Source organism: Nakamurella alba (genome assembly GCF_009707545.1).
Lineage (GTDB): Bacteria > Actinomycetota > Actinomycetes > Mycobacteriales > Nakamurellaceae > Nakamurella > Nakamurella alba.
Genome location: NZ_WLYK01000002.1, coordinates 346962 through 372086, shown reverse-complemented (window position 1 = coordinate 372086; position 25125 = coordinate 346962). Strand labels below are relative to the sequence as shown.

Below are 25125 nucleotides of genomic sequence, written 5' to 3'. Positions count from 1 at the left end.
GGGCGTCAACGACGTCCTCGTCGAGTCCAACTTCGTCCAGGGCTGCCTGGTCAAGTCCGCCGCCTGCAACGGCGGCACCAGCATCGACCTGCGCTACACCAAGATGACCGGCATCACCGTCCGCAACAACACCTTCCTCGACGGCGCCGCCCGCATCACCACCCCCGGCGCCGTCTTCGACCGCAACATCGTCGACTACCTCTCCGACTGCGGCGCCGTCATGACCAACACCGTCGTCGCCCGCTGGAACCTCGGCCTCTGCAAGACCCCGAAGGCGATCGGTGCCAACGGGAACCGGGTCGGCACCGTCCAGATCGTCGACCGTGAGGCCAACGACCTGCGCCTGGTGAACGCCGACGACGCCGCGATCACCCCCGCCGGCACCTCCACCCCGGCCACCACCGATCGCTTCGGCACCCCGATGCCGGCCACCGTCGCCGGTGCGAACACCCCGTCGATCTCCGCGATCGCCACCGCGGTCGCCGCCCGTGCCGCCAAGGCCGCTGCGGCGCAGGGCACCTCGACCGGCAGCACCGAGGCCGCCACCCCGTCCGCCCCGGCTGCCGCGGCGCCGGCCAAGGACACCGTGAAGCCGACCGTCGCCATCACCAGCCCGACCACGAAGTCCACCGTCACCGGTACCGTGACCGCCACTGTGGCCGCCTCCGACAACGTCGGCGTCACCAAGGTCCAGATGCTGGTCAACAAGCAGGCTCTCGGCAACGCCTCCCTGAAGAACGGTGTCTGGAGCTTCACGGTGAACACTGCCTCGCTGCCCAAGGGCACCTACTCGGTGGTGGCTCGGGCCTCCGACGCCGCCGGTAACACCGCCGACAGCACCGCGGTGTCCGTCACCGTCCGCTGACACCAGCCACGGCAACGGCTCTCGCAGCAGTCGGTAGCCGCCGTAGTTCTCGGTGGTTCACAGATTCGCAGCAGTAGCACTTGCAGTACCGGCTCCACCTCAGGCTTCACCACCGCACGCTGACCTTTCGGGCCCGGTCGCTCCCCACGGAGCGGCCGGGCCCGAGGTCATTGCCGCAGGTCAGATGCGGTATCCGAGGTCGCTGCCCGGGTCCGATGCGGTATCCGGGGTCGTTGCCCCGGTCCGTTCGCAGGTATCCGCGGTCGTTGCAGAGCCCGTGGTCGTTGCAGACCCGGGAACAGCGGGAAGTGGCAGGACGGTGTTCGCGTCGCTACGGCGGACGGTCAGCGCGGGACCAGGTCCTTGCCGAAGCAGACCGAGAGCGGTTCTCCCACATAGGGTCCGTAGTTGTCGGTGCGGGTGTAGCCGCACGCGGTGTACAGGCCGACGGCCTCCGGCAGCTCCTCGCCCGTCTCCAGCAGCATCCGCGTCCAGCCGTGGGTCCGGCCGATCCGCTCGAGTTCGGCCAGCACCATTCGTCCCACCCCGCGCCCGCGGGCGTCCGGCGCGGTGTACATCCGCTTGATCTCGCCCGTCCGCGCGTCGATCGCGCGGATACCGCCGCATCCCAGGGCAACACCCGCGCGGTCGCGCACCAGCACGAAGGCGACGACGTCGGCCGCCCTCGGCCGGACACCCGGCTCCGCATCGGCATCGGCGAACCGGGCGTGGATCTCGGCCTCCTGCCGCAGCCGGAGCGCGACGGCGTCGGGGTCGTCCCAGGGCACCTCCTCGACGGCGAGCGGGCCCGGAGCAGCGTCCTGCGGCCGGTTCGGGTGTCGGCCGGTCCCGCCCGGGCGGTCGGCAGCGGCGCCGACGGTCACCGGCGGTCCCGCTTCGGTCGGCGCAGACCCGCGTGGGTGATACGGCGCAGCAGCTCGCGCGAGTCGACGGCGACGGCGCCGGCCGCGACCAGTGCGTCGTAGCGATCGGCGGGCACGTCGTAGTGGTCGTGGTCGAACCCGCGCTCGGGAATGCCGGCCGCGGCGGCGAAGGCGTGCAGCTCGTCGTAGGAGGCGTCCGACACCAGGTGTGCCCACAGCCGTCCGTGCGCCGGCCAGCGTGGAGGGTCGATCAGCACGGTCACCGGAACAGTCTGCGCCATCGATCCGGGCCTCCTGCCGTGGGTGGCGCTCGTACTGGTCACGCCGGGGACCGGTGCCGCACCGGCGGTGAACGACAGCCGCAGTGCAGCCGCAGCCGCACCGCAGTGCAGCCGCAACCGCAGCCGCGCCGTAGGGCAGCCGAGCCGGAGCCGCAGCCGCGCCGCAGTGCAACCGCAACCGCGGCGCAGCCGCAGCCGCGCCGCTGCGCCGCGGTGCGGCCGCAGTCGCAGCGCAGCCAAGCCGGAGCCGCAGCCGCAGCCGCAGCCGCGCCGCAGTGCAGCCGCAACCGCAGTGCAGCCGCAACCGCAGCCGCAGCGCGGCCGCTACCGCCGCGCCGACGGTGCGGCCGCTGTCCGTGCTGCTGCGCTGCCGCCGCCGCTGTTGCGGAGGTGCCGACGTGCCGTCAGGGTCCACCGTCGGGGTCGTCGCCGTTCGGTGGTGATGCAGACCGGTTGTCATCCGGTGCCGCCTGTCGCCACGGTCGGTGGAGGGTGTTGCGAAGCGGTTGACGGTCCGGGTCGAGCCACGCCGGCGGGATGAAGTCAGGGCGCTCGTCATCCGGGTTCATCCGGACGATCCAGTGCTCCTGATGGATGACGGAGTGATGGTGGGCGCACAGCAGCACGCAGTTGGCGAGGTCGGTCGCGCCGAGATCTCTTCCCCAGTAGTTGATGTGGTGCGCATGGCACCATGCGGGAACGCGATCGCAACCGGGGAACGCGCAGCCGCCGTCACGGGCCGCGAGGGCCCGCCGCAGTGCTCTGTTGGCCACCCGCTGGGTGCGGCCCAGGTCGAGCGGAACGGATCGTCCGTTCATCACGACGGGGAGCACGTTGGCATCGCAGAGCAGTCGCCGGGTCTCTTCGATGCTGAAGGTGAAGCCGTGGGCGGTGGTCGCCGGGTCGGTCACCTGCTGCCGGAGCAGGTCCCAGTCGAGCATGATCTCCAGGACCGGCCCCCCGTACCCGCCCTCGTCGTCGTCGCAGTGGCAGCGCTGCAGGCGGTCCAACGCCTCGGACAGGGCATGGGCGTTCCTGGTCGGAGCCGATCGCGGGTCGGGGATGTCGCCCGCGGGCCTGGGCCTGGCCAGGGTGTCGAACAGGTTCCGCAACTGCTCGGTGCCGTAGTCGTCGAGACGTCCTTTGAACGGCGTCAGCCCCGAGGCGTGGTCGCGGACACCGATGGTCAGCTCTTCGCGGTCCTTCGGGTTCGGCTTGTCCTCCGGTGGGATCTCCTGCTCGAGCAGGGACTGCAGGTGCGTGGCGAGGGTGGACAGAGCTCCGGGGTCCGCCTGCTTCGAGAGGCCGACGAGGGCCTCCTCGAAGCCGGCACGGGACTCCGCCGGGACCACCTCGGGCAGTCGTCGGAAGCAACCCTCGATGATCCGGGCGTGCTCGGAGCTGATCTCGCCGCCCTTGAGTGCTGCCGCGAGAAGTGGTAGTTCCGGATCGGTCTCGCCGCCCGAGGGCAGATCCTGCGGCAGGGTCAGCGCGGCGACACGGCACCGGTGGCGTGCCTCCCCGATGCCGATGCGCAGCAGCCCGGACAACATCGAAGCGGTCGAGGAGCAACCGCGGGTACGCGCGACGTGCTGGGATTCGTACTCCCCGGCGACGGCGACCTGGACGGTGAAGGCCAGGCGGGTGGCCTGTTCGACGGCCCGGGCGAGGTCGTCGAGCTGTTCGGGGGTCAGCTTCCAGAAGGCACCCGCCCCGAGGTCGCGGAGTGCGTCCGTGGCGATCCCGGCGAGGCGGGAAGCCTCGTCGGGATCGGTCCAGCCGGTTCGCGCTCCGTCCACGTCTCCGAAACTAGCGAGGTCGGCTGGGTCGTGGGCGATTGCGAGAGCGCACTGTGGACAACGGGTGTGGTGTGGACAACCGGGCACGCAGGGTGGCGCCCGACGGTTGCGAGGGACCGGACCAACCGGACCGCCCGACAGGGGCGACACCGCCGACCGGCGGTCGGAATCCCCGGGCAGCGTCGGTCGCCGGCAACCCGGGCCGTTGGCAACGAGGCTCCGACCTGGCGGTCGGCAACCTTCCCCAGAACGGCCGGCCGAGCGTCACCCGCCGGTGCACCGTCCGAACGCAGCACCACCCGGTCGGTGTCGCGGATGTCGACTCCCACCGGGTGGCGGCGTCCGGACGGTGTGCCCCCCGTTGTCGGATCAGAGCTGGCTGCGCAGATGCAGCCGCTCGTCGTCGTAGTAGAGGATGCGGGCCTTCCCGCCCTGCCCGAGCACCGCGCTCGCCACTCCCGGGAACCCGCCGACCGGGACGCTCGACCAGACCCCACCCGACCGCTCGGTGAACAGCAGCTTCTGGTTGATCCCGCTGCCGGTGGTCCAGGCGAGGAAGGTCTTCCCGCCGGAGTGTCCGATCCTGGGCAGCCGGCCGCCGGTCACGAAGGTGTGCGATACGAAGGCGCCGGTGGAGTTGTCGGCGACCACGATCTTCCCGTCACGCTGCCAGGTCGTGTACAGGATGCCGTTGTAGTTGATGCTGTCCACCCGGTCGTTGTCGGTGCCGAAGGTGGCGAAGTCGAACGACGCCCACGGGCCGCCCGTGCTGTTGGCCATCCGTAGGTCGGAGTGGTCCTCGTACCCGCGGCTCCAGATGAGCGTGACCCGGCCGTTGCGGTAGGTCAGCGACGGATGGGTGTTGGTGATCGACGGCGGGGTGTGGGTGATCTGCGTCGGCGCCTGGGTGCCGAGCAGGGTGTGTGCCTGGAAGAGCTGGACAGGGGCGTCCATGCCTGACCCGGCCGGCCGGCTCCAGACCGCCCACCACTTGCCGTTCGAGGCGACCACGTCGGCCTGGAAACCGGAGTCGAACGAGAGCAGGGTGGTGGCCGAGTACGCGCCGGTGCTCGACGTGCGCTTGGCGATGCGCAGCATGCCCTCGTCCTCGAACACCACGTACATCGCGTCGACACCGTCCCAGGCGGTGGCCAGCACCTCGCCGGTCCAGGGGGTGTCCTCCCGGTAGAGGGTTCCGCCGGCCTGTTGCCGGAAGTAGGAGATGGGGCCGTACTCAGCGCCTCCGGTGCAGGCGGCGAAGCCACGCACCGTGCCGTCCGTCGAGATGTCCGCTGCGGAAGGCCCCGAGATGCACGACCCGACGATCTGATCGGCGCCGAATGCGCCGGGGGCAGCGGAGACGGCTGCCGGTGGCGACGAGGACGCCTGGACGGCGGCGGCCGGCAGGGCGGCCAGGACGCCGGTGAGTCCGGCGGTGAGCGCGGCGACGACACCGGCGAGGAGTGTTCTGCGCACGGGGACCTCCTGTGGTTCTCCGGACCCGGTCGATCCGGACCCGGCCACTGGACGCCGGGTGCCGTGACCGGATACCCCGCCGGCCGCGGCGTCCGGGTGACCCCGGGACACCCGGACCCGGCACCGACGATGCTGCCGACCGCCGGACGCGACTCCCCGGCCCGGCATCGTGCGGCCCGTTCGCAGATCCGATCGGCCGCGGTCGGGCCCGACGAGACCCAGGCCACGTTCGTGAAGACGGTTTCATGATCGGCTCATCTGCCGTCCATCCCCGCGACGGACGGTGGTCATCGAACCGGACGCACGGGCCGGCGGACGCGATGATCAGGAGGACCAGGGTGAAGGTCACCACGACAGGGCCGGTGGGTGGTCCACGGCGGATCGCGTTCTACTCGCACGACACCCAGGGGCTCGGTCACATCCGGCGCAACATCACCCTGGCCGCGGCGATGTCCGCCGGCGAGGACTGCGACATCCTGCTGCTCACCGGCAATCCCGAGGCGACCACGTTGCCGCTGCCGGACCGGACCGACGTCGTCACCCTGCCCACGGTGGCCAAGGACAAGCGCGGGCGGTACGCGGCCCGGGTGATGGGTTCGTCGCTGCGCCGGATCACCGCCATGCGCTCCGGGATCATCGACGCCGCGCTGCGGGCCTTCGACCCAGATGTGCTGGTCGTGGACAAGGCCGCGGGCGGGGTGTGCGGCGAGCTGGAGCCGGTGCTCGCCCGGCTGCGTGCGGCCGGCCGCACCAGGACCGTGCTCGGACTGCGGGACATCCTCGACGAGCCGGACGTGGTGCACCGCGAGTGGCGGGACCAGCGCACCGTCGAGACGATCACCGCGTTCTACGACCAGGTCTGGGTGTACGGCGACCGCGACGTGCATGACCTGACCGCCGAGCACCCGCTGGTCGGGGCCGTCGGTGACCGGGTCGTGTTCACCGGCTACCTGGGTGAGGGCCGTGCCGACGGCCTGCGTCCCCGGGTGCGCACGGAGCAACGGGTGCGGCCGCCGGCCGGTCCGTACGTGCTCGGCCTGGTCGGCGGCGGCCAGGACGGACTGGCGGTGGCCGAGGCGTTCGCCGGTGCCCGGCCCCCGGCCGGCCACAGCGCCGTCCTGGTCACCGGCCCCTACCTGCCACGACGGCACCGGGAACGGCTCCGCGCCCTCGCCGCGGGCCGGACGGACCTGCAGTTGCTGGAATTCATCCCGGACGCGGACGAGTTCATCGCCGGAGCGGCGGCGGTGGTGTCGATGGCCGGGTACAACACGGTCTGCGAACTGCTGCAGGCCCGGGTGCCGGCCCTGCTGGTACCCAGGGTGATCCCGCGGCGGGAACAGTGGATCCGAGCCGAGCGACTGGCCGCCCGGGGTGCCTGCGACCTGCTGGACCCGGCCCTGCTGACCGCGGACACGCTGACGACCTGGCTGGCGACGGCGGTCTCCCGGCCGGCGACCGACGCGGCCCCGATCGACCTGTCCGGCCTGCACCGGGTGCCCGGGCTGTGCGCCTCGCTGCTGCAGGAGGCCCACCGTGCTGCCTGAGACGATCCGCGGAGCCGTTGCCGGCTCCGTGATACCGACCGACCCCGGCGCCGAGCGCCCGGGCGGGTCCGGTGCTGCGCTGACCGCAGGTCGTTCGCCCGGCGCCGCTCCGCGGGTCGGGTACGTGCTGAAGATGTTCCCACGCTTCTCCGAGACCTTCGTGCTGACCGAACTTCTCGCCCTGCAGCAGCACGGTGTGCCGGTCGGGGTGTTCTCGCTGCGGTTGCCCGACGACGGCCGTTTCCACCGCGAGCTCTCGCTGCTGGAGGCGCCGGTGCACCACATCGGTGGCCACCACCTCCGCACGGCGGAGCTGTGGGCGCTGCTCGGCGCGGCCCGGACGGCGCTGCCCGGCCTCGTGCTGCACCTCGACGACCTGCTCGACGCCGAGGTCGGCGAAGCGGCCCAGGCGGTGCTGCTGGCCGGCGCCGCCGTGGAGAACGGGATCACCCACCTGCACGCACATTTCGCCTCCATCGCCGCCCGGGTGGCCCGGCTCGCCGCGCGGCTGGCCGGGATCACCTACTCGGTCACCGCCCATGCCAAGGACATCTTCGTCGACGACATCGACGACGCCGAGCTGGCCCGGACCCTGGGCGACGCGCACACCGTGGTCACCATCAGCCGCTACAACGCCGACCACCTCGCAGCCCGGTTCCCGGAGATCGGTGACCGGCTCCGCCTGGTGCGCAACGGCATCGACCTGGCGGGATTCCCGTTCCGCGCAGACCTCGTCCACCGGCCGCCCCGGATCGCCGCGATCGGGCGCCTGGTGGAGAAGAAAGGTTTCGGATACCTGCTGCAGGCGGCCGCGCTGCTGCGGGACCGGGGTGTCGGGTTCCACCTCGACCTGGTCGGGACCGGCGCTTTGGCAACGGTTCTCGCCGCCGACGTGCAGCAGCTGGGGCTCGCCGACCGGGTCCGGCTGCACGGTGCACAGCCGCAGGACCGGGTCCGCGAGGTGGTGGCCGGTGCGGCCGTGCTGGCGGCGCCCTGTGTGGTCGGCGCCGACGGCAACCGTGACGGGCTGCCGACGGTGCTGCTGGAGGCGATGGCCCTGGGGACCCCGTGCGTCTCCACCCCGGTCACCGGCATCGGCGAGGCGGTCGTCCCGGGCCGGACCGGGTTGTTGGTCCCGGAACGGGACCCCCGTGCGCTGGCCGACGCCCTCGAGTCGTTGCTGACCGACCGTGCGCTCGGCGCCGGGCTCGCGGCGGCGGCCCGCCGGTTGGTGGAGCAGGACTACGACACCCGGCGGCAGGCCGCTGCCGTCGCGGCCGGATTCGGGGTGCCCACCGCGGCGCCGGAAGGAGCACTGCGATGAGGATCGCCTTCGTCTGCGCGGACCCCGGCATCCCGGTCTTCGGCACCAAGGGTGCGTCGCTGCACGCCCGCGCGGTGATCGGCGAGTTCCGACGGGCCGGGCACGACGTCCGGGTGGTCGCGGTCCGCCCCGACGGGGGCCCTGCCGACGTCGGCGTCCACCGGCTGCCTGCCGTTCCCGCGGGCAGCGGGATCACCGTCGCGGACAGGGAACTCGCGGCCATGGCGGCGGACCGGGCGGTGGCGGACGCGCTGGAGGACATCGATCCGGACCTGGTCTACGAGCGGTACTCGCTCTGGGGGCGCACCGCCACCGACTGGGCGCGCCGGCACCGGCGCCCGTCGGTGTTGGAGGTGAACGCCCCGCTGGTGCAGGAGCAGCAGCTTCACCGGTCGCTGGTGCACACCGCGGTCGCGGAGGAGTGCGCCGTGGCCGCGCTGTCGGCGGCATCGGTGGTGGTGTGCGTGTCCGATCCGGTCGCCGACTGGGCCCGGGAGCGCGGCGCCGATCCGCTGGTCGTGCCGAACGGGGTTGATGTGCAGCGGATCTCGCCGCGATCGGGCCCGGTCACGCCGGCGGACGCCGGCCGGTTCGTGGTCGGCTTCGCCGGTTCGCTCAAACCCTGGCACGGGGTCGAGGTGCTGCTGGAGGCAGTGGCGCGGCTGCACCGGTCCGACCGGCGCTGGGCGGCCCTGGTGGTCGGCGACGGTCCGCGCCGGGTGGCCCTGGCCGGCTCCGCGGCAGCGTCCGATCTCGGAACGGCCCTGGAGTTCAACGGCGCGGTGCCCGCGGACGCGGTGGTGACCCAGCTCCGGCGCATGGACATCGCCTGCGCCCCTTACCCTGTCGCCCAGGACCAGTACTTCTCGCCGCTCAAGGTCTACGAGTACCTGGCCGCCGGGCTGCCGGTCGTCGCCTCCGGGGTCGGGCAGCTGCCGGCGGCCCTGGACCACGGCCGGCTCGGAGTCCTGGTGCCGCCCGGGGATCCGGCGGCGCTGGCCCTGGCCCTGCACCGACTCCGGTCCGACACCGCGCTGCGCACCGATCTGGCGCGCCGCGGGCGGGCTCGTGCGGTCGCCGCCCACACGTGGGCCGACGTCGTCCGCCGGTCGCTGGCCCCGCTGGGTGGCCTGGTGCGCGGCGACGGGATCCGGAGCACCGCATGAGAACATCGGCAGCGCAGAGGACATCGGCAGAATCCACGGGCACGTCCACGTCGAAGGAGCAGGCCACCTGGCCGCAGCTGCTGCGCGTGCTGCGGCGGCTGCGGCCGCACCTGCACGGCCAGCGGCTGCTGATCGCCGGCGGCATGCTGGCACTGCTCGGCGAGGTGCTGATGCGGCTGCTGGAACCGTGGCCGCTGGCGGTGGTCATCGACCGCCTGGTGCCGGTGGTGGCCACCGGTCAGGGCCGGGACGGTCTGCTGCACGGAGTGACATTGTGCGCACTGGCGCTCGGTGCGGTTGTCGCGCTGCGGGCGCTGTTCTCGTTCGCCATGACCATGTGTTTCGCGCTGGTCGGCAACCGGGTGCTCACCCGGGTGCGGGCCGAGCTGTTCGCCCACCTCACCCGGCTGCCGATGGACTTCCACGAGCGCAACCGCACCGGTGACCTGGTCACCCGCGTCACCGGTGACGTGGGACGGCTGCAGGAGGTGGCGGTCACCGCGGCCCTCCCACTGGTCGGCAACCTGGTCACCCTGGCCGGGATGCTCGCCGTGGTCGCCGTTCTCGACTGGCCGTTGGCCCTGGCGGCGATCACCGTGCTGCCGCTCTTCGCGCTGCTCTCCCGACGGTCGACACGGCGGATCGCGTCGGTGTCGCGGTCCCAGCGCTCCGCCGAGGGCGATCTCGCCGCGGTGGCCGCCGAATCGCTGTCGGCGATGCCGGTGATCACCACGTACTCGCTGCAGGAACGGCTGCAGCAACGGTTCTCCGGCGGCAACGAGAAGTCCTTCCGGGACGGGGTGAAGGCCAAGCGGCTGGCCGCCGCGCTGGAGCGGTCGACCGATGTCCTGGTCGGCATCGCCACCGCGTTGGTGCTCTGGTTCGGCGCCACCCGGGTGCTGTCCGGTGCGTTGACGGTCGGCGAGCTCACGGTGTTCCTGACCTACCTCAAGACCGCGTTCAAGCCGATGCGCGACATCGCCAAGTACACCGGCCGGCTGTCCAAGGCGCTGGCCTCCGGGGAACGCATCGTCGACGTGCTGGAACAGCGCTCCCAGGTGCGTGACACCAGCTGGGCCCGACCGGCGCCGCGGCTGCGCGGCTTCGTGCGGTTCGAGCAGGTGTGGGCCGGGTATCCCGGCGGCCCGCCGGTGCTGCGCGGACTGGACCTCACGGTGCGGCCGGGGGAGCGGATCGCCCTCGTCGGGCCGTCCGGGGCGGGGAAGTCGACTCTCGTCGGCCTGCTCGCCCGGTTCCGCGACCCGGACGGCGGCCGGTTGCTGCTCGACGGCCACGACGTCCGCGACCTGACCATCGACTCGGTGCGGGACCAGGTGACCGTGCTGCTGCAGGAGTCCGTCCTGTTCCGCGGCACCATCGCGGAGAACATCGCGCTGGGCTCGCCGTTCCCGGTGTCGCCGCAGGAGATCGTCCGGGCGGCGACCCTGGCCGGTGCCGACGAATTCGTCCGGCGGCTTCCGCACGGCTACGAGACCGTGGTCGGGGAGAGGGGTTCCACCCTCTCCGGCGGTCAGCGGCAGCGGATCGCGATCGCCCGCGCCGCAGTGCGCCGGACGCCGATCATCGTCCTGGACGAGCCGCTCACCGGACTCGACGAGAAGACCGAGGGGGAGGTCCGCGCCGCGCTCCGCCGGTTGACCGAGGGGCGCACCACCTTCGTCGTGACCCACGACCCGGCGCACGCCGCGGACGCCGACCGGATCGTCACGGTCGGCGTCCCGGCCGTCGCCGGGCCCGCACGTCCGGCGAACACGGGACCGCAGATGGCGCGACGACCGTGGTGACGGGTGCTCCGGCTTGCGGCGGGATCGCAGGCATCGCCATGGATCCCGATGTCCCGGGGTTCCCGGTCGCCACCGACCCGGACCGGCTCGCCGGCTGGTTGGAGCAGGTCGGCGCGCCGGCGGCGGGTCGACTGCGCTACCGGCGCTGGAAGCCAGGTACCAGCGTCGTGCTCGCTCTCGAAATCGGTGGCCGCCCGGCATTCCTGTTCGCCGTCGCGGACCACGCCCGCCCCAAGGTCGCCAAGTACGTCCGCAAAGCGCCCGACGCCGTCCTCGCCGTCGACGAGGCCGCCGGGGTGCTGCTCGCCGGGCCGGGCGCCGACCGTGACCTCCCGGGCCTGCGGACCCCGCCGGACGGACAGCCACTCGCCTGGAAACCCATGCGGCGATGGGTGTCCCGGTCCGCCGACGGATCCGTGCTGCGTCGCTGCTACCGGGCCGGCCGGTCGACGGATGCACTGCTGCGGTACCGGTCGGCAGTAGGGGCCACCGTCGCCACCTCGCCGGTGCTCGGACACGACCCGGACACCGCCACCCTGGAACTGGGGTTCCTGCCGGGGCGCCCGGCAGGTCCGCAGGACCTCGTTGCGGTCGGCGCGGCGCTGGCCCGATGGCACGCGACGCCGATCACTCCTGCGGTCCCCGCCGCCGGTGCACCCGCCTGGCGGGAATCCGCGGCGATGGCGGCGCGACTGGTGCCCGGCCTGGCACCGCGGATCGCCGGCCTGGTGGCACTGACCGGCGCCCTCCCCAGCAGGCCGCCGGCTCCGGCTCTGGTGCACGGGGACTGCTCGCTCGATCAACTGCTGATCGAACCCGGCGGCGGGGTCGCACTGCTGGACCTGGACCGGGCCGGGACCGGCTCCGCTGTCGACGATCTCGCCTCGCTCCGGATGGCCGCTCCGGACGACTCCGGATGGCCGGACCTGCTCGCCGGCTACGGGCAGGCCACCGCACCACCGGTCCCGGACCTGCGGGACCTGCTGGTCGCCGGGCTCGGCCGGCTGACCGACCCCTTCCGCTCCTGTGCGGCGGGCTGGGTGACCGACACCGCAGGCATGGTCCGGCGGATGGAATCCCTGGCGGTGCAACGATGATCGACGACGTGTTCCGGGACGCGGCCGGTGTCGGGGCCGAACGGATCGTGGCCCGGCCGGTGTCGGCGACCGAGCTCTCCGTGGCCCTGGAGGTCGGCGGTCAGGAGTGGGCGGCACGCTGGTTCGAGCGGGCGCAGGACGCGTCCGCCGCTGCGGCGGCGGTGCCGGCGGCCCGGCCGTTGGGCCGCTTCGTCCTCTACCCGGGTGGCGCGGACCCCAGGCTGCCCGGGCTGGCCCGCCGGATCGCGGGAGGTGGGGTGCTGGTCTCGCACCGGGTCGGCCGGCGGGCGGTGCTGACCGACCGGGATCGCCGGACCTTCACCAAGGTGGTCCGGGCGTCGCGACTGCCCGGACTGCTGGAAGCGGCCCGGGCATCGTCCGTTCTGGGCGTGACGGTCCCGGAGATCGTCGCCGTGGACGGTGATGCGGTGACCACCGCCGCGCTGCCGGGACGGTCGCTGCACGAGCTGATCGCCGCCGCCGACCCGGCACTGCCGGGGATGGTCCGGGCGGTGGGCCGCGCGCTGGCCGCGCTGCACGCCGCCGAGCCGCCGGACGGGCTGCCGGTGCACGACTCCGCGGCCGAGCTCGCCGTCACCCGCAGGTGGGAGGACCTCGCCCGGCGCTGGGGTGCCGCACTGCCGACGGCGGCGACGCCGCCACGACCGCGAACAGCAAGAGGAGTGGCGCTGCACCGGGACCTGCACGACAAACAGCTGCTGATCGGCGGCACCGGCCCGACCGGAGACCCGGCGACGGACTCCGGTCCCGAGGTCGGGTTCATCGACTTCGACCTGCTGGCGATCGGTGACCCGGCGCTCGACCTGGCGAACCTGCTCGAGCACCTGCGGTGGCGCGAGGTGCACGGCGGTCACCGTGGTGCCGCCGGGCTGCGCGCGGCCCTGCTCGACGGGTACGACCCGTCCGCCGCCGTGCGGGCCGCACTGCCGTTCCACTGCGCGCTGACCCGGCGCCGGTTGGCCGCGGTCTACCACTTCCGGACGCACCTGCGGCCGGAGCGGAGTTCCCGGATCCCGGATGAGAATTTCCTCATCCACGGCTCATGATCCCGACCCCGGGCGGCGGAAGAATCGACCCATGCGCAATCCGACCGTGGCCGCGACCATCGTCGGTGTCGTCGTGGCCAACTGTCTGCTGGTGGCGGTGACCATCGCCGTCGCCGCGCGGCCCTACGAGCCGACCTTCCCGGACATGGTCACGGTGGGAGCGCTCGACCCGACCACCGGCACCCGCGGCACCGACCGCATCCCGATCGGCCCCGCCACCGGATCCAGCAGCACCGGATCGAGCAGCACCGGATCGGGGGCCTCCTCGACCGGGCGACCCTCCACCGGCCCCGCCACGTCGACGACCCGGACCCCCGCCGGCTCGGGCACCCCCGCGACCACCCGGCCTCCGGCGACCACGCGCCCACCGGCGACCACGCGGCCCCCGACGACCACGCGCCCACCGGCGACCACGCGGCCCTCGACGACCACGCGCCCGCCGGTGACCACTGCAGCGCCGCCGCCCGTCACGACCCGTCCGCCCGCCGCTCCCGCGCCGACGACGACCGTCCGGCCGCCGGCACCCCAGCCCGCGCCGGCACCGCCGGTGGTGGTGCCACCGGACGTGGACGACGACGGCGATGACGACGACAACGTGGGCGACGACGACGCGAGCGACGACGACGCGGACGACGACGCCGGGGACGACGGGGACGACGACGGCGGGGACGGATGAGGCCACCCCGACGCAGCGCGACGGGAGCAGGGACCGGGACCGGGGGGCGGACGACCGTGGGCGCAGACACCGGCCCTGATGCCCGCGTCGGCTCCGGCACCGGGCCCACCGCTGGTCCCGCCGCTGGTCCCACAGCAGCCGATACCGCAGCCGATACCGCGGCCGACACCGCGCCGATCCCGGTCGTCCGTACCGCCTGGTCGGACTGGACCGGCTCCGGACCGTCACCGACCGCATCGGCGGCGCCGGCGGCACCGTTCCCCACCGCGCCGTTCCCTGCCGACAACCTGTCCGGGGCGTTCCTCGCTGCGCCGGCACCGCTGCACCCGTCCGGCCCGTTTGCGGCCGGCCCGTATGCGGCCGACCCGGGTGCAGCCGGCCCGTACGCGGCAGACCCGTATGCGGCCGACCCGTATGCAGCCGGCCCGTATCCGACCGAGCGCCACCCGTTCGCCGGTCGCCCGGCCGACGCGCCATCGCCGAGCGACGTGGCCCGGGCGCCCTCACCGACCTACCCGGCCGGTGCCACCGGGTCGGCCTTCCCGGCGGGCGCAGCGGCGACCCTCCCCGCCGGTGAACGCCGCCCGGTCCCGACGGCCGCGGGCGGCCGGGACCTCCCGCCCACCGGCCGGGATCTCGCGGCCACCGGCCGGGACCTCGTGCCCGGTCCGACAGACAACGCCGACCGCGGTGCCCCCGGTACGCCCGCCGGCGGGACGGACCCGGCTGCCCGGCCACGCCGGTTCCGGCTCACCGCCCGGATACGGATCCTGTTCTGGGTGCTGTTCGCGATGCTGCTCACGCTCACCACGGTCGGCTTCACGCTCGGCGCGATCCTGCTGAACCGGGTCGAGCACGAGGTGGCAGCGGGCGCCGAGCAGGAGGTCAACGAGTTCACCCAGTTCGCCGGGGTCGGCATCGACCCGGACACCGGGGCCCCGTTCACCGACATCCGCGACCTGATCCGGACGCACCTGCAGAACCAGTACCCCAACGAGAACGAGTTGCTGTTCGGCTGGAGCAACGGGCTCATCCGGCAGTCCCACTCGGTGGTCGGCGACCCGCTGGCCGACCCGGCGATCGTCGCCGCGGTCGTCGACGCCCCGGGCAGCGTCGGGACGGTGCCGACCGCCGGTGGTGACATGTACTGGAACAAGCAGGTGGTCCGGCTGCCGGGAGGCAACGAACAGGGCGCGTTCGTCAGCGCTTACCTGGTCGATCGCGAGGAGGCCGAGGTCTTCGACACCATCGGCCTGATCGCGGCGGTCTCCGCGATCGCGCTGCTGTTCTCCTGCCTGGTGGCCTGGGTGGTGGCCGGCCGCATCCTGGAGCCGATCCGCTGGGTCCGGCAGACCGCCGAGGAGATCACCGAGAAGCGCATCTCCCGCCGCATCCCGGTCCGCGGTCGGGACGACATCGCCGAACTGTCGCGAACCTTCAACGACATGCTGGACCGGCTGGACGCCGCCTTCGCCACCCAGCGGCAGTTCGTCGACGATGCCGGCCACGAGCTGCGCACCCCGATCACCATCGTGCGCGGCCATCTCGAGGTGATGGGGGACGACCCCGAGGACCGCGAGGAGACCATGCAGGTGGTCAGCGAGGAACTGGACCGGATGAACCGGATCGTCGACGACCTGCTGGTGCTGGCCCGGGCGGAGCAGCCGGACTTCGTCCGGCCGGCCCCGACCTCGCTGGCCGAGCTGACCGCCGGGGTCCACACGAAGGTGCAGGCACTCGGCGACCGTCGCTGGGTGCTGGAGGCGATCGGTGACGAGGAGGTCGAGGTGGACGTGCAGCGGATCACCCAGGCGATGGTGCAGTTGGCGCAGAACGCGGTGCAGCACACCGCATCCGGGGACACCATCCGGATCGGTGCGATCAGCGGCCCGGACAGCGCGACGTTCTGGGTCAGCGACAACGGGCCCGGGGTGCCGGAGGAGGACCTGGACGTGATCTTCGGCCGGTTCAGTCGTGGCTCCACCGGCGGTGCGCAGGACAACACCGTCGGTGCCGGTCTCGGGTTGAGCATCGTGGCGGCCATCGCCCACGCGCACCACGGCCGGGTCTGGGTGCGCAACAACCACGGCGGCGGCGCCCGTTTCGGCATCGACGTGCCGGTCGCGGCGGCCGCCGCCGGTGGGTCGTCCCGTCCCGCGGCCGGGGCAGGGGCGCACCGGTGAACCGCATCCTGATCGCCGAGGACAACCCGCGGATCTCCTCGTTCGTCGAGAAGGGGCTCAAGGCCAATGGTTTCACCACATCGGTGGTGACCGACGGGATCTCCGCGGTCGACTACGCGAGCACCGGCGAGTTCGACCTGGTGATCCTCGATCTCGGCCTGCCCGGCCGGGACGGCTTCTCCGTGCTGGCCGGCCTGCGGGCCGGTGGGGTGAGTACGCCGGTCATCATCCTGACCGCCCGGGACTCGCTCGCCGACACCGTCAACGGGCTGGAGAGCGGCGCCGACGACTACATGACCAAGCCGTTCCGCTTCGAGGAGTTGCTGGCCCGGGTCCGGCTCCGGCTGCGCGGTCCGGAACGGGCCGCCGAGGTCACCGTCCTGCACCGCGGCGAGCTCTCGCTGGACCTGCGCACCCGCCGGGTCCGGGTGGGGGAGCGCACCGTCGACCTCACCGCCCGCGAGTTCGTCCTGCTCGAGCTGTTCCTCCGCCACCCGGACCAGGTGCTCTCCCGCGAGCAGATCCTGTCCCACGTCTGGGGCTACGACTTCGACCCCGGGTCAAACGTGGTCGATGTCTACGTGCGGTCCGTGCGCAAGAAGATCGGCGCGGACCGGATCGGCACGGTGCGGGGCATGGGGTACCGGCTGGTGGGCGCGGGCTGAGGGTCCGGGACCACGATCGCGCCACGACCGCGGGCGGCCGGGGCATGTCGTAGGGTGGTGCCGCTGACCGACGACGGTGACTTGGGTTCCGCGTGACCGGGCGATGCTCCCGGGCACGGACCGCGACCGAGCGTCACATCCGCCGGCCCGGGTGACCGGACCGGCGGGGACACCTCCGGGAGAGAAACCCAGGGAGGGACCGGTCGGCACACGTCGTTGTCCGTGTGCCGTCCCAGGCCCGATCGAGAGGCAGACCCTCGTGAGCAGTCCGCAACCCCCAGCACCCGAGAACCCGGGCGTCCCGCTGTCGCCGCAGGACGACCCGGCGGCCACCACCGGCTCGCTGGAGGACCACCCCGTCCTCGTCGTCGACTTCGGCGCCCAGTACGCCCAGCTGATCGCCCGCCGCGTGCGCGAGGCCGGCATCTACTCCGAGATCGTGCCGTCCTCGATGCCGGTCGACGAGTTGCTGGCCAAGCAGCCGGCCGCGGTCGTGCTGTCCGGCGGCCCGTCTTCGGTCTACGCGGAGAACGCGCCGTCGGTGGACCCCGCTCTCTTCGACGCCGAGGTTCCGGTCTTCGGTATCTGCTACGGCTTCCAGGCCATGGCCCAGGCGCTCGGCGGCCGGGTGGACCGCACCGGCCGGCGGGAGTACGGCGCCACCGGCCTGACCGTCACCGGCACGGAATCGGCGCTGCTGCACGGACTCCCGGAGTCGCTCGACGTCTGGATGAGCCACGGCGACTCGGTGGCCGAGGCGCCCGAAGGCTTCGCCGTCACCGCGCACACCCCGGACACCCCGATCGCCGCGTTCGAGAACGTCGACCGCCGGCTGGCCGGCGTGCAGTACCACCCGGAGGTGGTGCACTCGCAGCACGGTCAGGAGGTGCTGCGCCGCTTCCTGCACGACATCGCCGGGCTGAAGCCGGACTGGACGCCGGGCCACATCCTCACCGAGCAGGTCGAGGCGATCCGGTCCGTCGTCGGCACCGAGAAGGTCATCTGCGGGCTGTCCGGCGGGGTCGACTCGGCGGTCGCCGCAGCCCTGGTGCACCGCGCCGTCGGGGATCAGCTGACGTGCGTGTTCGTCGACCACGGCCTGCTCCGCCAGGGCGAGCGGGAGCAGGTGGAGCGGGACTACGTGGCCGCCACCGGGATCCGCCTGGTCACCGTCGATGCGTCCGCGCAGTTCCTCGGCGCGCTGGCCGGGGTGACCGACCCGGAGACCAAGCGCAAGATCATCGGTCGCGAGTTCATCCGCACCTTCGAGGCGGCCGCGGCAGACATCGCCGCCGCCGAGGGCGGGGTGCGGTTCCTGGTCCAGGGCACGCTCTACCCGGACGTCGTCGAGTCCGGCGGCGGCACCGGCACCGCGACGATCAAGTCCCACCACAACGTCGGTGGGCTGCCGGAGGACCTCACCTTCGAGCTGGTCGAGCCGTTGCGCACGCTGTTCAAGGACGAGGTGCGGCTGCTCGGCGCCGAACTCGGGCTGCCGCCGGAGATCGTGCAGCGGCACCCGTTCCCGGGGCCGGGGCTGGGTATCCGGATCATCGGCGCGGTCGACGCCGAGCGGCTCGCGACGCTGCGGGCCGCCGACGCGATCGTCCGGGAGGAGATGACGGCGGCCGGTGTCGACGCCGAGATCTGGCAGTGCCCGGTGGTGCTGCTGGCCGACGTCCGGTCGGTCGGGGTGCAGGGCGACGGCCGCACGTACGGGCACCCGATCGTGCTGCGCCCGGTGTCCAGCGAGGACGCGATGACCGCCGACTGGTCGCGGCTGCCCTACGACCTGCTGGCCCGCATCTCCGGCCGGATCACCGGAGAGGTGGCCGAGGTGAACCGGGTGGTGCTGGACGTGACCAGCAAGCCGCCGGGCACCATCGAGTGGGAGTGAGTCCCGAGCACCCCGGCGGCAGCGACGCCGGCGGGGGAAGCGCGGGGGACGGCGCCGCCGGATCGAACGCCGCCGCATCGAACGACACCGGGTCGGACGGTGCCGAATCGGATGGTGCCGGATCGAACGATGCCGGATCGAACGATGCCGCCGGCCGGGCCGGCGCCGGGCTGGTCATCGCGCTCGGTGCGCTGTCGGCGTTCGGGCCGCTGTGCCTGGACATGTACCTGCCGGCGCTGCCGGAGCTCGCCGACTCCCTCGGGTCCACGGCCACGCTGGCCCAGGTGTCGCTGTCGGCCTGCATCGTCGGCCTGGCCGTCGGGCAGCTGGTCGTCGGACCCTGGTCGGACCGGGTGGGCCGCCGGGGACCCCTGCTCGCCGGGCTGCTGCTGTTCGTGCTCACCTCGGTCGGCTGTGCGCTGACCACCTCGATGCCGTTGCTGATCGGGCTGCGGCTGCTGCAGGGCGCGGCGGGCGCGGCCGGGATCGTGATCGGCCGGGCGGTGGTCGCGGACCGGTTCAGCGGCACCGCGGCCGCGTCGTACTACGCGACGATGGCGGCCATCAACGGGCTGGCGCCGATCCTGGCGCCGGTGATCGGCGCCCAGGTGCTGCGGTTCGGGTCCTGGCGGATCGTGTTCTGGGTACTCGCCGGCATCGGGGTGCTGCTGGTGCTGGCCGCGCTGCGGTCGGTACCGGAGTCGCTGCCCCCGGACCGGCGCAGCAGCGGAGGCCTGGCCGGCACGCTCCGCGGCTTCCGGGTGCTGCTGGCCGACCGCGTCTACCTGGGCTGGGTGCTGGCCGGGACCATGGTCAGCGCCGCGATGTTCGGCTACATCTCGGCGTCCCCGTTCCTGCTGCAGGACGGGTTCGGACTGTCCGAGCAGTGGTTCTCGCTCTGCTTCGCGCTGAACGCGCTGGGCATCGTGCTGCTGAGCCAGGTCGGCCGGGTGCTGGTGGTCCGGTTCGGATCCGTGCGGCTGCTGAGCTGGGCCTCGGTGCAGGGGCTGGTCGGCGCGGCGCTGCTCGGGGTGACCGTGCTGACCGGCCCGGTGCTGTGGGCGGTGATCGTCTCGCTCTTCGTGATGGTGTCCTCGGTCGGCCTCGCGCTGCCGCACAGCACCGCGCTGGCCATGGAGCTGCACCGCGAGACCGCCGGCGCCGCATCGGCGCTCATCGGGACGCTGCAGTTCCTGCTGGGCGCGGTCACCGCGCCGTTGGTCGGCATCGGCGACCGGACGACCGGTGGCGCGCTGGCCGTCACCGCGCTGGTCGCCACCGTGCTCGGGGTGCTGGCGCTGGCGCTGACCCGGCGGGCCGTCGGCCGGGTCCGCCCGGTCTGAGGGCCCGGGCACGTCCGATGCCGCCCGTGGGTCGGGGCACCGGACAGGACACCGCGACACGACACCGCCCGCCCGGTCCGGGTTCTCGGACGGGGCGGGCGGTGGAGGTTCGTGCCGGCGGGCGGATCGCCGACAGGTTCAGCGACCGGAGGCCTGCTGCTCCTGCTTGCGCCGGGGGAGGGCGCTGATCAGGAACCCGATGCCGATCAGGCCGATGATGCCGGTGACGATCCACTTGCCGGCCTCGGAGAACAGCCAGAGCGGGCTGCCGCCGAAGGACCCGACCGCCACCCCGAGGAAGATCACCCCGAAGATCAGGCCGAGGATGTCGACCCGGCGCGAGGGCTGTTGATCAGCCACGGGTCACCTCCGCGTTGCCCGCCCGGACCTCGATCGTCAGGTCCAGGTTCCCGTTGCCCTCCGTCGCGGTGAGGGTCTGGGTCGTCGACCGGTCGACGCCGCTGATCCGGTCGCCCAGGCAGTCCACCGAGCCGGCGTCCGCCTCGCAGGTGACCGTTCCGCCGATGCCGGCCGGCAGCACGACCGCCCCGTGCCCGGCCCGGACCACCAGGGTGACCTCCTCGGTCTCGCCGGCCGGGATCTGCAGCGCCGACAGGTCCAGTTGCCCGTACCCGGCGTTCAGCTCGTACTCGTCCTCCAGCTGGCTGACCGAGGTCGGCCGCCACTCCTGCTGGCCGAAGCCCTCGGTGCCGTGGATCCCGGTGACCCCGAGGGCCACCGTGACCAGGGACAGGAACACCCCGGCGGGGATCAGCGAGCGGCCTCGGCCGACCAGCGCGGAGGCGAGCAGCCCGAACGCGAGCACACCGAGGGCGGTGCCGGTGACCGCGGCCCAGGGCAGGGCCCACCAGCCGGCGAAGATGCCGGCCGTCATCAGTCCGCCGGACAGGAAGGCGAGCGCGACGGTGATCCGGCCGACGGCGCCCAGCCCGCGGGGCCGGGTGCGGACCACGGTCGTCGGCTGCGGCGAGGACGGTTCCGGCAGGTCCCAGGCGAACGGCGCGACACCCAGCGGGTCCCAGGCGGGCGGGGTGCGGTCGGCGACACCGTACGGATCGTCGACGGACGGCTCGCGGCGGGCCGCTTCCGGACCGGACGGGGCGTCCGCGGTCGGCGCGCTCTTCGAGAAGTCCACCCGGTCCCGGGGCTCCGGCCGGGTCGGGCCGGATCCGGGCACCCGGTCGGTCGGCCGCGGGCTGTCCCAGAACGCCGGCTGGTCGAACGGCGAGTCCGGCCGGGAGGTGTCGGTCGACCCGGCGCGGTTGCCGGTGACGCTCGCGCCGCGGTTCCGGCCACGGCCGCAGCCGTGACCGCCCTTGTTCCAGCCCTGCCGGTCGACCCACTCCTCCGCCTGCCGGCCCCAGGTGCCGGCGTGCCGGGCCATCCGGTCGGCGTGATCGGCGATCTGCGAGGCCCACTGGTCGGCGCGCTGCTCCCAGCGGCCGCTCTGCTCGGCGAACCGGCGGGCACGCCGCTCGGCGTGCTGGTCCCAGTCCCCGCCGAACCGGTTCCGGCGGCGGGCGACCTTCACCGCGATGATCGCGCCGATGATGACCAGCGGCCAGAACGGCAGGCCCCAGGAGAAGATCGAGATCAGGCTGATCGCGGCGATCACCGCGAGGCCGACGGCGAGCACCGGGGGCACGGACGACCGGCCGCGGCCGATCAGCGCCTCGGCGGCGGAGACCTCGTCGCGCTCGTCCGGCAGCAGCAGCCAGCCCAGCACGTAGAGCAGCGCGCCGAAGCCGCCGAAGATGGTGAGGACGACGAACGCGACCCGGAGGACGACCGGGTCGACGCCGAGGGCGCGCCCGAGGCCGCCGGCCACACCGGCGATCTTGCGGTCACCCGCCGAGCGCCGCGGGAGACGGCTGCGGCGATCCGTTCCGGATGCCTGGGGAGGGAGGCCGGTCTGCGGCCAGCTGTCGGTCATGGCATCAACAGTGGCCGGGAGAGGGGTCCGAGCACCATCGGGGATCACCCTGGTTCGGCGAACCGGGGTCCTCCCGGATACCCCTTCGCGCGCGCCCGTGTGACCCTGGTGGGGTGAGTTCCTCCTCCGTGCCCGGGTCGGGCCAGCGCAGCAGCGGCCGGTCGGCCGACCGCCGTGGCCTGCTGCCGCGGTGGCACCGCATGCCGCACCGCGCGGGTGGTGGTCCGGACCCGGCCGGGACCCGTGGTGCGGGAAGGACTTCCGACGATGCGGTGGCCGGCACCGCGGACCAGATCCCGACGCAGTGGACGGCGGGCACCCCGCGCCGGAACGGTGACCCGGACGGATCCGTCGACCTCCGGAAGGGGCCGGCACTCCCCGACCCGGGCGCCCGGCCGGGGCACCCCGGTACGACCCCGGACGTGATCCCTGACCCGACGACCGGGGGGACGTCCCACCGTGGGACCGAGCAGGAGCTGCGGGAGGGCGGGGTCGCCGCGCCGGAAATGACGGTGCCGGGCTCCGACCCGTCGGGTCCTGATGCCGCGGGACCGGTCGACGGGCAGCGGCGCCCGCACCGGCCGGCCGGCCCCGGCGTCCCCGATGCCACCGACGCCATTGCTCCCGACATCACTCCATCGGCGGGCGCCCTGCCACCGCTACCCACCGATCCGACCACACCGGACGGCATCCCGAAGCTGTTCCGGTCCCGCGACGGAGCGGTGATCGGCGGCGTGGCCGGCGGGCTGTCCACCCATCTGAAGGTGCCAGTCGGCTGGGTCCGGGTGGTCTTCGCGCTGATGGCGGTGATGGGCGGGGCCGGCGTGCTGGCCTACGCCCTGCTGTGGATCTTCGTCCCGCAGCGGCCGGCCACCTCGGCGGCGGCCCCGGAACGCAGCTCCCGCAACGACCGGCGGCAGGCGCTGGGCATCGGCGCGGTCGGGCTGGCGCTGATGATCGCCGCCACCGCCCTCGGGCTGGGCCAGGTGCTGGGTTGGGTGCTCGGCCCGCTCGGCCTGGCCGCGGTCGGTGCCGCGCTGATCTGGCGGGAGGCCGACGACGCCCGGCGGGCGAAGTGGCGGCGCACCGCCGTGGGCATCGTCGGTCCGGGCGGGTCCGGGTGGTGGCGGCTGATCGGCGGCTGCCTGCTGGTGGTCGGCGGCCTGTCCGTGTTCGCCCTCGGCCAGCTCGACTTCACCGCGGTGCGGTCCGCGCTCATCGCGGTGCTGCTGACGCTGATCGGCGTCGCGGTCATCACCATCCCGTGGTGGGTCAGGCTGGTCCGCGACCTGGGCACCGAGCGGCAGGGCCGGATCCGCGAGCGCGAACGCGCCGAGATCGCCGCGCACCTGCACGATTCCGTGCTGCAGACCCTCGCGCTGATCCAGCGCCAGGCCGCCGACCCGCGCGAGGTGCAGCGGCTGGCCCGCGGTCAGGAGCGGGAGCTGCGGACCTGGTTGTACGGGCCGGCGGGCTACGCGTCCCCGGGTGCCGAGCCGGCGGCGCCGGACACCACCTTCGCGGCGGCGCTGGCGCTGGCGGCGGGTGAGGTGGAGGACACCTATGCGGTGGCGGTCGCCCCGGTCGTCGTCGGCGACACCGGAATGGACCAGCACCTGGCTGCCCTGGTCGCCGCCGCCCGCGAGGCGATGGTCAACGCCGCCAAGCACGCCGAGGTGACCGACATCAGCGTCTACGCCGAGATCGAGGACGGCACCGCCTCGGTGTTCGTCCGTGACCGCGGTGCCGGCTTCGACCCGGAGGCGGTGGGCGCGGACCGGCGCGGGCTGGCCGAATCGGTCCGGGGCAGGATGGAACGGCACGGCGGACGAGCCGTCGTGCGGTCCTCGCCCGGCGCGGGGACCGAGATCGAGCTGTCGATGCCCGTCTCTCGCGTGCCCGGTGCCGAACCGGCGGGCGACGAGCAGCCGGCGGCCCGGGAAGGTGCCCGATGACCGAACCCACCCCGGTGGTCCCGCCGACCAGACCCGTGCGCGTGTTCCTGGTCGACGACCACGCCCTCTTCCGCTCGGGTGTGCAGGCCGAACTGGCCCGGCTGCAGGACGACCGGATCAGCATCATCGGCGAGGCCGGGTCGGTGTCCGAGGCGGTCGTCCGGATCGTCGGTGACCCGCCGGACGTGGTGCTGCTGGACGTGCACATGCCGGACGGCGGCGGGCGCGCGGTGCTCGAACAGGTCCACCCTGACCTGCCGTCGGTGGTGTTCCTGGCGCTGTCGGTGTCCGACGCCGCCGAGGACGTGATCAACGTGATCCGGGCCGGCGCCCGCGGCTACGTCACCAAGACCATCTCCGGCAACGAACTCGCCGATGCCGTGGTGCGGGTGGCGAGCGGGGACGCGGTGTTCTCGCCGCGGCTGGCCGGGTTCGTCCTGGATGCCTTCTCCGACCGGCCCGGCGCCGCACCGGTGACCGACCCGGAGCTGGACATGCTGTCGCCCCGGGAGCGCGAGGTGCTCAAGCTGCTCGCCCGCGGGTACGCCTACAAGGAGATCGCGGCCCAGCTGTTCATCTCGGTGAAGACGGTCGAGACCCATGTGTCCGCGGTGCTGCGCAAGACGCAGAAGTCCAACCGCTACGAGCTCTCCCGCTGGGCGACCGACCGCCGGCTGGTCTGAGACCGGCGGCGCCCTGGCGGCATCTGCCGAACTGGGCCTACTTGCGGCCGAGCTTTCCGCGGCCCATCGCCAGCAGCAGCATCCCGAGATCGGTGCCGGCCGGGCCGAGGGCGCGGAAGCGGTCGAGAATGGCCATCTCCCGGCTGTAGACGATCCGCGGTCCGCCGAGCGACTTGCGGGCCTGCCCGATCGCCTGCGACAGCGCGGTGCGGCGCTGGATCAGCCGGACGATCTCCGCGTCGGCGGCGTCGATCTCGACCCGGAGCAGGTCGATGCCGTCCTGGTCGGACGGGACGGGGATCTCCGGCAGGGGAGCGGGCTCGGACACGTGACGCATTCCTCTCGCCGCCGGACCGGTGGCCGGACGGTCGCCGACCGGGGTGCGGACGGCACTGGTGCTGCTGGTCATGACTCGTTCCTCATTCTGCCCCGACCCCCGGCCCCGGCACGGAAAACGC

The 25125-nt window shown here is 73.4% G+C and carries 21 protein-coding genes; 14 read left to right on the top strand and 7 right to left on the bottom strand.

The genetic code is table 11. From position 1 onward, the window contains the following. Positions 1-865 (top strand): Ig-like domain-containing protein (locus tag GIS00_RS26880; protein WP_230313359.1); only part of this gene is annotated, 865 nt, incomplete at its 5' end. Positions 866-1209: 344 nt separating this feature from the next. Here GIS00_RS26880 and GIS00_RS28915 read toward each other — a convergent pair. From GIS00_RS28915 to GIS00_RS10225, 4 genes are all read right to left on the bottom strand, one after another. Further along, positions 1210-1749, bottom strand: a complete 540-nt coding sequence (locus tag GIS00_RS28915) for a GNAT family N-acetyltransferase (RefSeq protein WP_322097806.1) — start codon at positions 1747-1749, stop codon at positions 1210-1212. After that, positions 1746-2012, bottom strand: coding sequence for a DUF4031 domain-containing protein (locus tag GIS00_RS10235; protein ID WP_407666829.1), 267 nt, complete (start codon positions 2010-2012; stop codon positions 1746-1748). The genes GIS00_RS28915 and GIS00_RS10235 overlap by 4 nt, the downstream gene beginning before the upstream one ends. Before the next feature lie 422 nt (positions 2013-2434). Further along, a complete protein-coding gene (locus tag GIS00_RS10230) occupies positions 2435-3829 on the bottom strand; it encodes an HNH endonuclease signature motif containing protein (RefSeq protein ID WP_196073219.1) in 1395 nt (464 codons plus the stop codon). A gap of 369 nt (positions 3830-4198) precedes the next feature. After that, a complete protein-coding gene (locus GIS00_RS10225) occupies positions 4199-5305 on the bottom strand; it encodes a hypothetical protein (RefSeq protein WP_154768305.1) in 1107 nt (368 codons plus the stop codon). Between the two features lie 338 nt (positions 5306-5643). On the opposite strand from GIS00_RS10225, the gene GIS00_RS10220 reads away from it, so the two are divergent. The 11 genes from GIS00_RS10220 to GIS00_RS10175 all read left to right on the top strand — a co-directional run bounded on the left by GIS00_RS10220 (position 5644) and on the right by GIS00_RS10175 (position 20075). Next, on the top strand, positions 5644-6852 hold the full coding sequence (locus tag GIS00_RS10220) for a glycosyltransferase family protein (RefSeq protein ID WP_196073218.1): 1209 nt from the start codon (positions 5644-5646) through the stop codon (positions 6850-6852). Then, positions 6842-8176, top strand: coding sequence for a glycosyltransferase (locus GIS00_RS10215; RefSeq protein WP_322097805.1), 1335 nt, complete (start codon positions 6842-6844; stop codon positions 8174-8176). Before GIS00_RS10220 ends, GIS00_RS10215 begins: the two co-directional genes overlap by 11 nt. Then, on the top strand, positions 8173-9342 hold the full coding sequence (locus GIS00_RS10210; protein WP_154768303.1) for a glycosyltransferase family 4 protein: 1170 nt from the start codon (positions 8173-8175) through the stop codon (positions 9340-9342). Before GIS00_RS10215 ends, GIS00_RS10210 begins: the two co-directional genes overlap by 4 nt. After that, positions 9339-11147: an ABC transporter ATP-binding protein gene (locus tag GIS00_RS10205; protein ID WP_154768302.1), complete on the top strand. Its 1809-nt coding sequence runs from the start codon at positions 9339-9341 to the stop codon at positions 11145-11147. The genes GIS00_RS10210 and GIS00_RS10205 overlap by 4 nt, the downstream gene beginning before the upstream one ends. Before the next feature lie 38 nt (positions 11148-11185). After that, complete coding sequence (locus tag GIS00_RS26875) at positions 11186-12244, top strand: phosphotransferase (protein ID WP_196073217.1); 1059 nt, start codon at positions 11186-11188, stop codon at positions 12242-12244. Beyond that, a complete protein-coding gene (locus GIS00_RS26870; protein ID WP_196073216.1) occupies positions 12241-13311 on the top strand; it encodes a phosphotransferase family protein in 1071 nt (356 codons plus the stop codon). Before GIS00_RS26875 ends, GIS00_RS26870 begins: the two co-directional genes overlap by 4 nt. A gap of 31 nt (positions 13312-13342) precedes the next feature. Further along, positions 13343-13987 (top strand): hypothetical protein, encoded by a 645-nt coding sequence (locus GIS00_RS10195; RefSeq protein WP_154768300.1) that lies wholly within the window; start codon positions 13343-13345, stop codon positions 13985-13987. Between the two features lie 56 nt (positions 13988-14043). Then, entirely contained in the window at positions 14044-16170 is a 2127-nt protein-coding gene (locus GIS00_RS28910) for a sensor histidine kinase (RefSeq protein ID WP_322097804.1), read from the top strand. Further along, positions 16167-16835: a response regulator transcription factor gene (locus GIS00_RS28640; RefSeq protein ID WP_322097803.1), complete on the top strand. Its 669-nt coding sequence runs from the start codon at positions 16167-16169 to the stop codon at positions 16833-16835. Before GIS00_RS28910 ends, GIS00_RS28640 begins: the two co-directional genes overlap by 4 nt. A gap of 343 nt (positions 16836-17178) precedes the next feature. Next, positions 17179-18732, top strand: a complete 1554-nt coding sequence (gene guaA / locus GIS00_RS10180) for a glutamine-hydrolyzing GMP synthase (protein WP_154768375.1) — start codon at positions 17179-17181, stop codon at positions 18730-18732. Beyond that, complete coding sequence (locus GIS00_RS10175; protein ID WP_322097801.1) at positions 18729-20075, top strand: multidrug effflux MFS transporter; 1347 nt, start codon at positions 18729-18731, stop codon at positions 20073-20075. Before guaA ends, GIS00_RS10175 begins: the two co-directional genes overlap by 4 nt. 138 nt (positions 20076-20213) lie before the next feature. Here GIS00_RS10175 and GIS00_RS10170 read toward each other — a convergent pair whose 3' ends face one another. Then, positions 20214-20435, bottom strand: a complete 222-nt coding sequence (locus GIS00_RS10170; protein ID WP_154768299.1) for a hypothetical protein — start codon at positions 20433-20435, stop codon at positions 20214-20216. Beyond that, positions 20428-22029 carry a PspC domain-containing protein gene (locus tag GIS00_RS10165; protein WP_154768298.1) on the bottom strand — a complete coding sequence of 534 codons (1602 nt, stop codon included), beginning with the start codon at positions 22027-22029 and terminating at the stop codon, positions 20428-20430. The genes GIS00_RS10170 and GIS00_RS10165 overlap by 8 nt, the downstream gene beginning before the upstream one ends. Before the next feature lie 113 nt (positions 22030-22142). Here GIS00_RS10165 and GIS00_RS10160 point away from each other — a divergent pair, with 113 nt between their 5' ends. Both GIS00_RS10160 and GIS00_RS10155 read left to right on the top strand, forming a co-directional pair. Continuing rightward, complete coding sequence (locus tag GIS00_RS10160) at positions 22143-23984, top strand: PspC domain-containing protein (RefSeq protein WP_322097800.1); 1842 nt, start codon at positions 22143-22145, stop codon at positions 23982-23984. After that, positions 23981-24667, top strand: coding sequence for a response regulator (locus GIS00_RS10155; RefSeq protein ID WP_154768297.1), 687 nt, complete (start codon positions 23981-23983; stop codon positions 24665-24667). Before GIS00_RS10160 ends, GIS00_RS10155 begins: the two co-directional genes overlap by 4 nt. 37 nt (positions 24668-24704) lie before the next feature. On the opposite strand, the gene GIS00_RS10150 is transcribed toward GIS00_RS10155, so the two are convergent. Beyond that, entirely contained in the window at positions 24705-25076 is a 372-nt protein-coding gene (locus GIS00_RS10150; RefSeq protein WP_230313358.1) for a chorismate mutase, read from the bottom strand. Between the last annotated feature and the right edge of the window lie 49 nt (positions 25077-25125).

Excerpts from the sequence above, each read along its gene's own strand:
- GIS00_RS10210 (WP_154768303.1), top strand. The coding sequence starts at position 8,173 with ATGAGGATCGCCTTCGTCTGCGCGGACCCCGGCATCCCGGTCTTCGGC.
- GIS00_RS10205 (WP_154768302.1), top strand. The coding sequence starts at position 9,339 with ATGAGAACATCGGCAGCGCAGAGGACATCGGCAGAATCCACGGGCACG.
- GIS00_RS26875 (WP_196073217.1), top strand. The coding sequence starts at position 11,186 with ATGGATCCCGATGTCCCGGGGTTCCCGGTCGCCACCGACCCGGACCGG.
- GIS00_RS26870 (WP_196073216.1), top strand. The coding sequence starts at position 12,241 with ATGATCGACGACGTGTTCCGGGACGCGGCCGGTGTCGGGGCCGAACGG.
- GIS00_RS10195 (WP_154768300.1), top strand. The coding sequence starts at position 13,343 with ATGCGCAATCCGACCGTGGCCGCGACCATCGTCGGTGTCGTCGTGGCC.
- GIS00_RS10165 (WP_154768298.1), bottom strand. The coding sequence starts at position 22,029 with ATGACCGACAGCTGGCCGCAGACCGGCCTCCCTCCCCAGGCATCCGGA.
- GIS00_RS10155 (WP_154768297.1), top strand. The coding sequence starts at position 23,981 with ATGACCGAACCCACCCCGGTGGTCCCGCCGACCAGACCCGTGCGCGTG.
- GIS00_RS10150 (WP_230313358.1), bottom strand. The coding sequence starts at position 25,076 with ATGACCAGCAGCACCAGTGCCGTCCGCACCCCGGTCGGCGACCGTCCG.